Origin of the sequence: Rhodococcus spelaei, assembly GCF_006704125.1 — a bacterium.
GTDB lineage: Bacteria > Actinomycetota > Actinomycetes > Mycobacteriales > Mycobacteriaceae > Rhodococcus_G > Rhodococcus_G spelaei.
On sequence record NZ_VIGH01000009.1, the window covers coordinates 165801 to 180702 of the forward strand.

Here is a 14902-nt window from a genome sequence, read left to right on the forward strand (position 1 = left end):
GTGGTTACTGCACGTGACTCCGTCCGCGAGTCCGCCGATCTTTCCGCGACTTCCCAGGCGAACGTGGACAGCGGTTCCGAGGCGTTCCCGCTGTCTGCCGCGCAGCGTGGAATCTGGTTCGCGCAACACCTCCTCCCTGATGTGCCGATCACGATCGCGCAGTGTGTCGAGGTAGTCGGCGACCTCGATGTCGAGTCCCTGCAGGCCGCGGGGGCCCTGGGCTCTCGCGAGATGGGCACCGGGATGTTGCGGATCGTCGAACGCGACGGCGAGCCCGCCCAGGTCGTCGACGAGACGCTCAACGACCAGATGAAGTTCGTCGACCTGCGGTCCGCTGTCGACCCGGCCGGGGCGGCCGAGGACTGGATGCGTGCCGAGTACAGCGCTCCGATCGACCTGCTGACGGACCGGTTGATCGAGTCCGCGGTCCTGCGGATCGGGGAGAACCACTACTACTGGTACGCCCGCATCCACCACATCGCGCTCGACGGGTTCGGCGCGATGACGTACATGAACCGCGTGGCCGAGCTGTACACGGCGGCGGCGGAGGGCAGGCCCGCAGCCGAGCATGTGGCCAGTCACGTCCGTGAGATCTGCGAGGACGAGACGAGCTACCGGGAGTCCACCCGGTTCGCCAAGGACCGCGAGTACTGGATGGAGCGGACCCGCGACCTTCCCGAGCCGATCAGCCTCGCTGCCAGCACCGCGGCGGTCGGCGGCTTCTCGCTGGTGGCGGGCGGGCCGATGGCCGCGGCGACCGAGGCCGCCATGGCGGGACAGGACACCCAGTTCACACCGACGGCCATCGCCGCGTTCGCGGGCTTCCTCTCCCGGCTGACCGGCGAGAGTGATGTCGCGCTGAGCCTGCCGGTCTCGGCCCGGACGACGGCCCGGATGCGCCGATCCGGCGGCATGGTCTCGAACGTGATCCCACTGCGGGTTCAGGTCGGCAACGAGTCGACGATCTCGGACCTCGTCTCCCAGGTGCAGTTGGAACTGACCGGGGCGCTGCGACACCAGCGATACCGCCACGAGGACATCAGGCGCGGACTCGGCTCCGGTGCCGGGCAGCGTGGGTTCTTCGGTCCCGCGATCAACATCATGATGTTCCACAGCGAGATCCGCCTCGGGGCACTGACCGGGCGGATGCGGGTCCTGACGACCGGCCCCGTCGAGGACCTGTCCGTCAACATCTATCCGAGCGTCGCCGGGAGCCGGCCTCGCATCGACTTCGAGGCGAACCCGAACCTCTACACCGCCGAGGACCTGCAGGGCTACCACGCGCGTTTCCTGGAATACCTCACGCAGTTCGCCGCGGCGGACAGCGCAGCGGTGGCGTCCGGTCTCGACGTGCTGCACGACGACGAACGCGCGGAGTTGGTGCCGCTGCGCGGGCCCGCGGCCGCCGTTCCGCGGCTGCTGCCGGACCTGTTCGCGGACGGTGCGATCGCGAACCCGGACGGCATCGCGATCATCGCCGGCGACGACCGGGTCACCTACCGGGAGCTCGATGCCCGGTCCAACCAGCTCGCGCGGCTGCTGATCGACCGCGGCGTCGGCCCGGAGTCGTTCGTCGCCCTCTCGTTCGCCCGTTCGGTCGAGGCGTTGGTCGCGGTGTGGGCGGTGGCGAAGTCCGGTGCCGCCTTCCTGCCCATCGACCCCGAACTGCCGGCCGACCGCAAGCTGCACATGGTCACCGACTCGGGGGTGCTGGTCGGTCTCACCACGGCGGCGCAGCGCGCTGTGCTGCCCTCCTCGGTCGACTGGCTGGTGACCGACGACACGGCGACGATCGCCCGGTTCTCCAGTCTGTCAACGGATCCGGTCACCGATGCGGACCGGCGTCACGACATCGCGGTCGGCAACCCGGCGTTCGTCATCTACACCTCGGGATCGACGGGTCTGCCGAAGGGCGTGGTGGTCACCCACGCCGGTCTGGTCAACTTCGCGGCCGCGGAGCGGCAGGAACTGGGCATCACCTCCGCCTCTCGGGTGCTGCGTTTCTCGTCGGCCAGCTTCGACGCCTCGGTCTTCGAGATGCTGCAGGCCTTCACCGCCGGCGCCGCGATGGTGGTCGCCCCGCCCGAGGTGTACGGCGGCGACGAACTCGTGGACCTGCTGCGGTCGCAGCGGGTCACGCACATCCTGTCTGCGCCGACCGTGCTCGGGTCGGTCGATCCGAAGGGGCTCGTCGACCTGCAGGCGGTGGTCGTGGGTGGCGATGTCTGCACCCCCGACCTGGTCGGGAAATTCGCCGACGTCTGCCGGTTCACCAACAGCTACGGGCCGACCGAGACGACGATCGTCATCACGACCGGGCGACCGCTGTCGTCAGGCGACCGGATCACCATCGGGGCGCCGATCCAGGGTGCGAGCGCGCTGGTGCTCGACCGTCGCCTGCGCCCGGTACCGGTGGGGGCAGTCGGTGAGCTGTACCTCGCCGGGCCCGCGCTCGCTCGCGGCTACCACGACCGGCGTGGCCTGACCTCCGAGCGATTCGTCGCGAATCCCTTCGAGGAGCCGGGATCCCGGATGTACCGGACCGGCGACGAGGTCAGGTGGACACCCGATCACGAGTTGATGTTCGTGGGTCGGGCCGACCACCAGGTCAAGATCCGCGGATTCCGAATCGAGCTCGGGGAGATCGACGCGGCGTTGACGTCGCAGGACGGGATCGACTTCGCCGTCACGATCGCGCACGAGCGCAGCAACGGTGCGATCGCGCTCGTGTCGTACGTCCGCCCCCGGACCGGACACGCAGTGGACCCCGCGGCGGTCATCGCCCGGGCCGGGGAATTCCTGCCCGGTCACATGCTGCCGTCCGTGGTGATGGTGATCGACAGTGTCCCGCTGACCACCGCGGGCAAGCTGGATCGGCGCGCGCTGCCGATCCCGGTGTTCGGTGCGGCCGCCGAGGAATACCGCGAACCGGTCACCGACGCCGAGAAGTTGATCGCGGAGGTCGTGGCGGAACTGCTCGGTACCCATCGCGTCGGTGTCGACGACTCCTTCTTCGCGCTCGGCGGGGACAGCATCATCGCCATCCAGTTGGTCGCGCGTGCGAAGGACCGTGGGCTGCGCTTCTCTGCCCGTGACGTCTTCGAACGCAAGACCGTCGCCGAGATCGCGAAGATTGCGGCTCCGGTGCAGGATTCGGACACCGTGGCGCTCGAGGAGCTCGACGGCGGGGGCATCGGAACGGTGCCGTTGACGCCGATCGTGCACTCGATGCTCGACCGCGGTGGCCCCGACGCGTTCTTCCAGGCGATCGCCCTCACCCTTCCCGACGGGGTCGCCCACGACTCGCTGACCGCTGCCGTCTCCGCGCTGACCGATCGTCACGACGCGCTGCGCGCCCGGTTCGTGCCCGCCGGCGACGGCTGGGTGTTCGAGACCCGGGCCGATTCGCTCGACCCGGCCCAACTGTTGCGCCGCGTGACCGTGGACCCGGCCGACGTCGCGGAGGCTTTGCGGGTCGAGTGCGAGGCGGCCGCGGGACGGCTCGACCCGGCCGACGGGATCATGATCCAGTTCGTGTGGCTGGCAACGGAATCGGCGAGCACAGGGCATACGACGACAGGGCACGCAGACCGGCTCCTGATGGTCGCCCACCATCTGGTCGTCGACGGGGTGTCGTGGCGCACCATCGTGCCCGACCTCGCGCAGGCGTGGATGCAGGCGGACGCGGGCGCGGTGCCGGAACTCGCGCCGGTCGGGACATCGCTGCGGCGGTGGGCCCACGGCGTCGCCGAGTCGGCCGCCGCGAAGACGTTCGCCGGCGAGATGGACTACTGGACAGGAGTTCTCGCGGGGCCGGACCCGTCGCTCGGCACCCGGGACATCGACCCGGTTCTCGACACGGTCAAGACCGCCGACCGGGTGCGGGTGGAATTGACCACAGAGGTCACCGAATCCCTGTTGACCACCCTGCCCGGTGCTTTCCGGTGCGGGGTCAGCGAGGGACTGGTTGCGGCACTCGCGGTGGCGGTGTCTGTGTGGCGCAGCGGCCGTGGGCACGAGACGCCCTCGGTCCTGCTGAACCTCGAGGGCCACGGCCGTGAGGACGACGCCGTCGCCGGCGCGGACCTGTCGAGGACGGTGGGCTGGTTCACCAGCCTGTTCCCGGTGCGACTGGACCTGACCGGGGTGGATCTCGGCAGCGCCGTCGTCGGTGGCGACGCGGCGGGTGCGGTGATGAAGGCCGTCAAGGAGCAACTGCACGCGGTTCCGAACCGCGGTGTCGGGTTCGGCGTGCTCCGGTACCTCGACGGCGACACCGCTCCGGTTCTCGCGGCACTGCCCGCGCCGCAGGTCAGTTTCAACTACCTGGGCCGCACCGGCGCGGCCCAGGTTCCCGAGTCGATGCGAGGCCTGGGCTGGATCCCGGACCCGGATGCGCCGGATCTCAACGCCGCCAGCGGCCGCGACCTCACCGTCGGGGCGGTGGTGGACGTGAACGCGGTGGTCGACGACGGAGTCGAGGGGCCGCGGCTGTCGGCCACGTTCGCGTTCCCCACCGGACTGTTGACCGCTGACGAGGTCGGCGAGCTCGCCGGCCTGTGGCAGCGTGCCCTCGAGGGCCTCGCGGCGCACGCCGAGCAGCCCGCGGCCGGCGGGTTCACCCCGTCGGACTTCCCGCTGGTCGAGGTGGGCCAGACCGAGATCGAGCGCTGGGAGAGCCGGTACCCGCTGCTGTCCGACGTGTGGCCGCTCTCGCCGCTGCAGCGCGGTCTGCTCTTCCACGCCGAACTCGCGGAGCAGACGGTGGACGTCTACACCGCGCAGCTGAGACTGACATTGGCCGGCGCCGTGGATTCGAGCCGACTGCGCAGCGCCGCAACGGATCTGGTTCGACGTCACGAGAACTTGCGGACCGCGTTCGGCTACACCGAGGACGGGGCGGCCGTGCAGGTCGTGCTCGACGACGTCGACCTGCCGTGGCGGGAGGTGGACCTTCGGGGGCTGCCTCCGCACGAGCAGGATGTGCGCTTGCAGAAGCTGCTCGAAGACGCGCGGACCGACCGGTTCCCGATGGACAGCCCGCCGCTGCTCCGGATCCTGCTCGTCCGCACCGAGCCCGAGCGGTACCTGCTCGCGATCACCAACCATCACATCGTCCTCGACGGCTGGTCGATGCCGCTGATGGTGCGCGAACTGCTGGTCTCGTACGCCACGGGAGCCGGTACCGCCGGCGTCGACGCGGTCGCGTCGGCCCGCCCGCGCTCGTACCGGGACTACCTGGCGTGGCTGGCCGAATGCGACGACGACGCGGCGCACGCCGCCTGGGCGCGGGCACTCGACGGCGTGACCGAGCCGACGTTGATCGCCCCGACCCGCGCACCCGGTGAGCAGGGTATGCCCGAGGAGTTGGTGGTCGACCTGCCCGACGATCTGGTGGAGGGGATCGGACGCACCGCCCGCGCCTGTGGCGTCACCGTCAACACCGTCGTCCAGGGCGCGTGGGGGCTGCTGCTGTCCCGGTTGCTCTCGCGCGGCGACGTCACCTTCGGCGCCACCGTGTCCGGGCGCCCGCCCCAGCTGGCCGGCGTGGAGTCCATGCTGGGACTGTTCATCAACACCGTTCCCGTCCGGGTGCGGGTGAACCCCGACGAGCCGGTGGCGGCGTTCCTGTCGCGACTGCAGGGCGACCAGGCGGACCTGCTCGACCACCATCACATCGGCCTGGGCGAGATCCAGGCCGCGGCCGGTGTGGGCGAGCTCTTCGACACCCTGACGGTGTTCGAGTCCTACCCGGTGGACAAGTCCGGGTTCGGCGAGAACACCGACATCGGCGGCATGCGGGTCCTCGACCTGGATGCGCAGGACGCGACCCACTTCGCGCTGACGTTGACCTCGATCCTCGACCCGACCCTGCGGCTGAGCCTGCGGTATGCGCCCGCGTCGTTCGACGAGGACGCCGTGACGCTGCTGACCGCGCGACTGATCCGGATCCTCGACGCGATGGCGTCGCAGCCGGACCTCGCTGTCGGCGAGATCGACCTGTTCACCCCGGGCGAGCAGGCGCGGGTGCTCGGGTGGTCGCGCGGCGACCGGCTGCCCGCCGAAGTCCGTTCCCCCGTGGCCCTGTTCGGGTCGCAGGTGGACCGTGGCCCCGACGTCGCGGCGGTGGTGGCGGGCGATCAGTCCCTCACCTACGCCGAACTCGACGAGCAGTCGACGGCGCTGGCCGGCGAACTGTCCCGGCTCGGGGTCGGCGCCGACGACGTGGTGGCGTTGGTGCTCCCGCGGTCGGTGTCGTGGGTCGTCGCGATGCTCGCGGTGTGGAAGTCGGGGGCGGCGTACGCACCGATCGACCCGGCGTACCCGGCCGAGCGGATCGAGTCGATCCTCGAGAACACCGGCGCGCGTTGCGTGGTGAGTGAGTCGGCGAGGCAGCTCCCCGTCGCGGTGGTGGCGCTCGACGAGTTTGCCGCGCCGGAAAGCGATCTCGTGCGACCGGTCGATCGTTGGCGGGAGCCGGGTGCGGGCGCGCGGTTGGGCTACGTGATCTCCACCTCGGGGTCGACGGGCTCGCCCAAGCCGACGTTGGTGCCGATGGCAGGCATCGAGAACACCCTCGCCTGGTACCGGCGTCTGCTGCCGGCCGAGGGCGGGCTTCTGGTGGCGTCGTCGCCGAGTTTCGACCTGACCCAGAAGAACGTGTGGGCCGCCCTCGCCGAGGGCCGCACCATTCACCTGGCGGCGGACGGCTTCGATCCGTGGGACATCCTGCGGGTGGTCGGCGCAGGCAACGTGACGGTGGCGAACCTGTCGCCGAGCGCGTTCGACGCGGTCGTCGACGCCGACGCCGACGGTGTGCTGGCCGGCCTGGACCTGGTGGTCCTCGGCGGCGAGGCGGTCCGGATCGGCAAGATCGCGGCGCTGATGAACTCGGACCTGCGGGTGGTCAACAGCTACGGGCCGACGGAGGCGTCGGACGTGGTGTCGTCACACGTGGCGGCTGTCTCCGACGTGGCGGGTGTGCCGATCGGATCTCCCGTCGGCGGCGTCGACCTGTTCGTGCTCGACGACCGGCTGCGGCTCGTCCCGCCCGGCGTGGGCGGCGAGCTCTACATCGGCGGTGTCGGTGTGGGCCGCGGCTATGGGGGACGCTTCGGACTGACGGCGGACCGTTTCGTCGCGAACCCGTTCTCGGAGTCCGGTGCGCGGATGTATCGGACCGGCGACCTGGTGTGGTGGAACGGCAACGGCGATCTCGAGTACATCGGGCGGTCGGACTTCCAGGTGAAGTTGCGCGGTCAGCGCATCGAACTCGGTGAGATCGAGTCGGCGCTCACCCGTGCCGACGCGGTCGGGCAGGCCGCAGTGCTCTTGCGCGGCGGCGTGGGCGGGGACTACCTCGCCGGATACGTGGTGCCCGAGCCGGGGACGGAGATCGACCGAGCGGGCCTGCTCGAGGCCGTCCGGCGTGAACTGCCGGCCTATATGGTGCCGTCGGTTCTCGTTGTGCTCGACGAGATCCCGTTGAACGCGAACGGCAAGCTGGACCGGAAGGCACTGCCGGAACCGGAGTTCGTGGGTGCCGAGTTCGCCCCACCCGTCACGGCGACCGAAGTCGTGGTCGCACGGATCGGTGCGGAGCTGCTCGGGAAGCCGCGGATCGGGCTGTCCGACAACTTCTTCGACCTCGGCGGCAACTCGCTGCTCGCGACTCGGCTGCTCGCACGCCTCGACGCGGAACTCGGCGTCCGGATCGGCGTACGGGAACTGTTCGAGTCGCCGACGGTGGGGGCACTGGCCGCGACGCTCGACGCCGCCGCCGGAACGGGCACCCGGCGACCACTGGTCCGCGCCGACCGTCCCGCGCGAATCCCGTTGTCGCCGGCGCAGTCCCGGATGTGGTTCCTCAACCAGTTCGACACCGGCTCGGGCGCCTACAACGTGGCGGTCGCGCTGCGACTGAGCGGCACCCTCGACGTCGACGCATTGCGGGACGCGGTCGCGGACGTGGTGGTCCGGCACGAGTCGCTGCGCACCCGCTACCCGGATTCGGTGGACGGCCCCAGCCAGGTGATTCTCACCGCGCGCGACGCCGTCGTCGGTCTTCCGATCGAGGCGGTGGAGGCGGATCGCCTGACGGAGGTGCTCCGCGGGGAGATGGCCGGCGGGTTCGACGTCACGACCGCGCCGCCGGTTCGGCTGCGCCTGTTCAGGGTTTCCCCCGACGAGCACGTGCTGTCGATGGTCGTGCACCACATCAGCATCGACGCGTGGTCGATGCAGGCGCTGGCCCGCGACGTGATGGTCGCCTTCGGGGCGCGTGCGCACGGGGTGGAGCCGAGCTGGGAGCCGCTGGAAGTCCAGTACGCCGACTACGCGCTGTGGAGCCAGGAGGTCCTCGGATCGGAATCGGACCCGCAGTCGCTCCTGGCCCGACAGCTCGGGTACTGGTCTCAGCGACTGGCGGGTCTGCCGGACCTGCTCGCGCTGCCGCACGACCACCGTCGCCCGCCCACACCGAGCTATCGCGGCGCCGCGGTGCCCTTCACGATCGACGCGGACGTCTACCGCGGGGTCCGTGAGATCGCGCGGCGCGCCGGCGCCACCCCGTTCATGGTGTTGCACGCGGCGCTGGCGGTGCTGCTCGCCCGGTTGAGCGAGTCGGCCGACATCGCGATCGGCACCCCGGTCGCCGGCCGCGGCGAGTCCGCGCTCGACGATGTGGTGGGCATGTTCGTCAACACGTTGGTGCTGCGCACCGAGATCGACGGTGCGCGCTCGTTCGACGAGTTGGTCCGCGACGTCCGTGCGGTGGACCTCGCGGCGTTCGGCCACGCGGACGTGGCATTCGAGCGTCTGGTCGACGTCGTCGCGCCGGCGCGCTCCACCGCGCATCACCCGCTGTTCCAGGTGGTGCTGGCCTTCGAGGACCTGCCGGTCGACGGGTTCGCCCTGCCCGGACTGCAGATCGGGCGCGAGCCGATCGACGTCGAGGTCGCCAAGTTCGACCTGCAGCTGACGGTCAGTGAGTTGCTGGACGCCGAGGGTGCCGCAGCCGAGTTCGTCTATGCCGCAGATCTGTTCGAAGAGGACACCGTGGTGGCGTTCGCCACCCGGTTCCTGCGGATCCTCACCGCCGCGGTGGGCGCGTCCGCGGCTCCGGTGGGCGACATCGAGATCCTCGACGCGGCCGAGCGGTCGTCGTTGCGGGCGCTGGGCACCGCGCTGTCGGGGCCCGAGGCGGTCGCGTCGACCCTGGAGTCGCTGCTGGCCGACGCGGTCGCGGCCAACCCGGACGGGCACGCGCTGGTGTTCGAGGGGACAGCTCTGTCCTACGCCGAGCTGGATGCACACTCGAATCGTGTTGCGCGCGAGCTGATCGACATGGGTGTCGGTCCCGAGTCGTGCGTGGCGGTGGCCCTCGAGCGGTCGATCGAGTCCGTCACCGCGGTGTGGGCGGTGGCCAAGACCGGCGCCGCGTTCCTGCCGGTGGATCCGACCTATCCGGCGGAGCGGATCGAGCACATGCTCTCCGATTCGGGTGCGGCGGCCGGCGTCACCGTCGCGCGGAATCTGCCCGCGTTAGGCGGCTCCGCGGCCTGGTTGGTGCTCGACGACGACGCCGCGGCCTCGCGCGTGGCGGCCAGGACGGCGTCGCCGATCGAGGCCGGTGAGCGACTCGGTGTGCTGCGGCCGGAGAACCCGGCATACATGATCTACACGTCGGGGTCCACCGGCGTGCCGAAGGGCGTCGTGGTCAGCCACGGCGGACTGCGTGCCTTCGCGGACGATCAGCGCGCCCGGTACGGTGTCCGGACCGATTCCCGCACACTGCATTTCGCGTCGCCGAGCTTCGACGCATCCGTTCTGGAGCTGATGCTCGCTGTGGGCGGCGCGGCCACGATGGTGGTGGCGCCGACGCACGTGTACGGCGGCGAAGCCCTGGCCGACCTGCTGCGCGAGCAGCGGGTGACGCACGCGTTCGTGACCCCCGCGGCCCTCGCGACGGTCGATCCGTCCGGTCTGGAGCACCTCGAGGTGGTCGTCGTCGGTGGTGACGCCTGCGAGGCCTCGCTGGTCGAGCGCTGGGCGCCGGGCCGCCGGATGTTCAACGCGTACGGACCGACCGAGTCGACCGTTGTCGCGGTGCACTCGGATGCGATGGTCGCCGGTCGCCCGGTCGCACTCGGCGGCCCGGTTGTCGGTACCGAGGTCGTGGTCCTCGACGCCCGCCTGCATCCGGTTCCGGTCGGTGTCGCGGGTGAGCTGTACCTGTCGGGCGTCGGCCTGGCGCGCGGCTACCACGCCCGGCTGCCGCTGACCGCGGAGCGTTTCGTGGCGAACCCGTTCGGTGGCGTGGGGTCACGCCTGTACCGGACCGGTGACCTGGTGCGGTGGACGAAGCAGCGGACTCTCGAGTACCTCGGCCGGACGGACGCGCAGGTGAAGATTCGGGGTCACCGGATCGAACTGGGCGAGATCGACGCAGTGCTGTCGGCACACCCGGACGTCGACTTCGCCGTGACGGTCGGATTCGACGGTCCCGGTGGGGTGCGGTCACTGGTCTCGTACGTGTTGCCGCGCACGGGAATCGACCTCGACGTGGCCGACTTCGATGTCGCCGCGCTGGTGGCGTCCGTGCGCGAGCGACTGCCGGAGTACATGGTGCCGGCGTCGGTGACGGTGCTCGCCGAGGTGCCGTTGACGCCCGGCGGCAAGGTGGACCGCCGTGCCCTCCCGGCGCCCGTGTTCGCGGTCCGGGAGTACCAGCCGCCGCGCACGGCGTCCGAGCAGCTGGTCGCGGACGTCTACGCCGAGGTGCTCGGGACCGACCGGGTCGGCGCGGACGACGACTTCTTCGCGCTGGGCGGCAACTCGCTCAGCGCCACCCAGGTAGTTGCCCGGCTCAACGCGACCGCGGGCACGGGTCTTCGCGTCCGGGAGATCTTCGGCAGCTCGACCGTGGCGGATCTCGCGGTGCTGGTCGACGCGCACGAGGGATCGGACCGGATCGCGCTGTCGGCGCGGCCGCGGCCCGAGGCGATTCCGCTGTCCCTGGCGCAGCAGCGGATGTGGTTCCTCAACCGCTACGACCCCGCCGCCGCGGTGTACAACATCCCGCTCGCGGTGCGACTGACCGGCGCGCTCGACACGGCGGCCCTCGCGGCCGCGGTGCACGACGTGATCGCCCGGCACGAGTCCCTGCGCACGCTGTTCCCGGACTCGGAGCACGGTCCGCGGCAGGAGATCCTGTCCGCAGCCGAGGTGACGATCCCCCTGGTCCCGGTGGACGTCGAGGGTGAGGATGCCCTGCAGGTCGCGATCGGCGAACTGGTGTCTGTCGGGTTCGACGTCACCACCGCGGTTCCGCTGCGCGGCGGCATCTTCCGGCTCGATACCGACGACCACGTCCTGGTGCTGGTGGTCCATCACATCAGTGCCGACGGGTTCTCGACGCTGCCGCTGGCCCGGGACCTGCTGACCGCCTACACCGCCCGGACGGGCGGGGCGAGCCCGGACTGGGCGCCGTTGGCCGTGCAGTACGCGGACTACGCGCTCTGGCAGCGCGAGGTGCTCGGGTCGGAAGACGACTCCGCCTCACAGGCATCGGTCCAGCTCGCGTACTGGGCCGACCGGCTGGCCGGTGCGCCGGGAGTGCTCGACCTGCCTGCGGACCGTCCCCGTCCGGCGGTGGCCTCGTACCGGGGCGCCCGCGTGGACTTCTCGCTCGACGCGGACCTGACCGCCGGCCTGCGCGCGGTCGCCCTCGACCAGGGCGCAACCCTGTTCATGGTGCTGCACGCGGCATTGGCGGCGACGCTGTCCCGACTGTCCGGGTCCACGGACATCTCGGTCGGCAGCCCGATCGCCGGCCGCGGCGAGGCCGCGTTGGACGACGTGGTCGGTATGTTCGTCAACACCCTGGTGCTGCGCACCGAAGTGGACCCGGCTGTCACCTTCGGTGAACTGCTGGCCCGCACCCGCGCGACCGACCTCGCCGCGTACTCGCACTCCGATGTGCCGTTCGAGCGCGTCGTCGAGGTCGCGAATCCGCCTCGGTCACAGGCATACTCGCCGCTGTTCCAGGTGTCGCTCTCGCTGCAGAGCCAGGGCGTCGGAACTCTCGAACTGCCCGACGTGCAGGTGTCGATGCTCGATCCGGGCATCGACGTCGCGAAGTTCGATCTGGAACTGACCTTCCGCGAGAGCGACGAGGGCATGTCCGCCTCACTGATCTACGCGACGGATCTGTTCGACGAGGCGACGGTTGTCTCGTTCACTGGGCGGTTGCGGCGGTTGCTGTGCGCGATGGTCACGGATCAGTCGGTGGCGGTGGGCGATGTCGATGTCGTCGACGAGGCCGAGCGTGTCCGGGTGCTCGAGTGGTCCCGGGGCCGGCGGGTGTCCGCCGACGACTCGTCGCCGGTGTCGCTGTTCGGGGCCCACGCGGACCGACATCCCCATGCGCCCGCCGTGGTGGCTGGCGACGCGGCGATGACCTACGCCGAGCTCGACGAGCGGTCGACGGCTCTGTCGCTCGAATTGATGCGCGTCGGTGTCCGGGCGGACGACGTGGTGGCGCTCCTGCTGCCGAGGTCGGTGGAGTGGGTTGTCGCGATGTTGGCGGCCTGGAAGGCCGGCGCGGCCTACGCACCGATCGATCCGACCTACCCGGACGAGCGGATCGAGTCGATTCTCGAGAACACCGGTGCGCGGTGCGCGGTGAGCGGGTCGGCGAGGCCGCTGGCGGTCCCGGTCGTCGCGTTGGATGAGTTCGCAGCACCGGAAGGCGATGTCGCGCGCCCCGTCGATCGTTGGCGGGAGCCGGGTGCGGGTCAGCGTGTCGGCTACGTGATTTCGACGTCGGGGTCGACGGGCAAGCCGAAGCCGACTCTGGTGCCGATGGCGGGCATCGAGAACACCCTCGCCTGGTACCGCCGCGAACTGCCTGCGGACGGGGGAGTGCTGATCGCGTCGTCGCCGAGTTTCGACCTGACCCAGAAGAACGCCTGGGCGGCGCTGAGCGAGGGTCGCGCGATTCACCTGGCGCCCGAGGGGTTCGATCCGCGGGACATCCTGCGGGTCGTCGGGTGCGGCGGCGTGACTGTGGCGAACATGTCGCCGAGCGCGTTCGAGGCGGTCGTCGACGGTGATACCGACGGTGCGCTCTCCGGGCTCGAGGTGGTGTTCCTCGGCGGTGAGCCGATCAAGGTGGGCAAGCTGACTGCGTTGATGAAAGCCGGTCTGCGCGTGGTGAACAGCTACGGGCCGACGGAGGCGTCGGACGTGGTCTCCTTCCTGGACGCGAAGGTCGCGGACGTGACGGGAGTTCCGATCGGCCGTCCGATCACCAACATCGACCTGTACGTGCTCGATCGTCGGATGCGGCTGGTTCCGCCCGGCGTGGAGGGTGAGCTCTACGTCGGCGGTGTCGGCGTCGGCAGGGGCTACGGGGGACGGTTCGACCTGACCGCGGACCGCTTCGTGGCGAACCCGCTCGGTGGCCCCGGCGAGCGCATGTACCGCACCGGCGACCTGGTTCGGTGGAACGGCGACGGGAATCTGGAGTACATCGGGCGGTCCGACTTCCAGGTCAAGCTGCGCGGGCAGCGGATCGAGCTCGGTGAGATCGAGGCTGCGCTGCTCGAGCAGGGTTCGGTTGGGCAGTCCGTCGTCGTCCTCCACAGTGACCCGCACACCGGTGACCGGCTGGTCGGCTACGTGGTGGCGGTGCCGGGGACGACCGTCTCGGTGGACGAGCTGAGGTCGGCGCTGGCGCAGCGGTTGCCCGCGTACATGGTGCCGTCGTCGGTGACGGTCCTCGAGCGGATGCCGCTCAGCGCCAACGGCAAGGTGGACCGGAAGGCGTTGCCGACCCCGGTGTTCGAGGTGCGAGAGTTCCGGGCGCCGTCGACGCCGATCGAGGAGATCGTCGCCGGTGTCTTTGCCGAAGTGCTCGGTGCCCCGCGCGTCGGTGTCGACGACGACTTCTTCGCGCTCGGGGGCAACTCGCTGATCGCGACGCAGGTGGTCTCGCGTCTGGGGGTTGCGCTCGACGCGCAGCTGTCGGTGCGAGTGCTGTTCGAGGCGCCGACCGTGGGTGCCCTCGCGGTCGCGGTGGAACGGCACGCGGGTTCGGGTGGGCGCCGCGCGTTGGTGGCCGGTCCTCGCCCCGAACGGATTCCGTTGTCGCTGGCGCAGCAGCGGATGTGGTTCCTCAACCAGTTCGATCCGGGCTCGGCGGCGTACAACGTCCCGATCGCCTTGCGACTGTCGGGGCAGTTGGACGGCTCGGCGCTGCAGGCAGCGGTCCTGGACGTGCTCGCGCGGCACGAGTCGCTGCGGACCGTCTTCCCCAACTCCGACGACGGCCCGTACCAGGAGATCCTGGACGTGGACGAGACCGGACTCGAGCTCGATCACCAGCGGATGTCGCCGGACGCTCTGATGCCCGCAATCGCCGACTTCGTGTCACGCGGATTCGACGTCTCCACCGGTGTTCCCTTGAGGGCGAGGCTGTTCGAACTCTCGGACGTCGAGCATGTCTTCGTCGTGGTCGTGCACCACATCGCGGCAGACGGATTCTCCATGGGTCCGTTGGGGCGTGACGTGATGGTGGCCTACGCGGCGCGGGCCGAGGGCCGAGCGCCGGACTGGGAGCCGCTGGCGGTGCAGTACGCGGACTTCGCGCTGTGGCAGCGCGAGGTGTTGGGCGCTGACGCCGACCCGACGTCGGTGCTCTCCCGTCAGCTGGCCTACTGGACGGACGCGTTGGCCGGACTGCCGGATCTGCTGGAACTGCCGACGGACCGGCCGCGCCCTGCCGTGGCCTCCCAGGTGGGCGGCGAGGTCAAGTTCGAGATCGAGAGCACTGTCGTCGCTCGTCTGGCGGCCATCGCCCAGGAGCAGGGTGCGACCCTGTTCATGGCGATGCACGCGG

The 14902-nt window shown here is 70.5% G+C and carries 1 protein-coding gene (running past one end of the window); it reads left to right on the forward strand.

Annotated elements, in window-relative coordinates:
- On the forward strand, nucleotides 1–14902 hold the 5' portion of the coding sequence (locus FK531_RS19340; protein WP_142102266.1) for a non-ribosomal peptide synthase/polyketide synthase. Its footprint extends 12647 nt past the window's final position; 14902 of the gene's 27549 nt are visible here — the first part of the coding sequence; the start codon lies at nucleotides 1–3; its stop codon lies beyond the right edge, outside the window.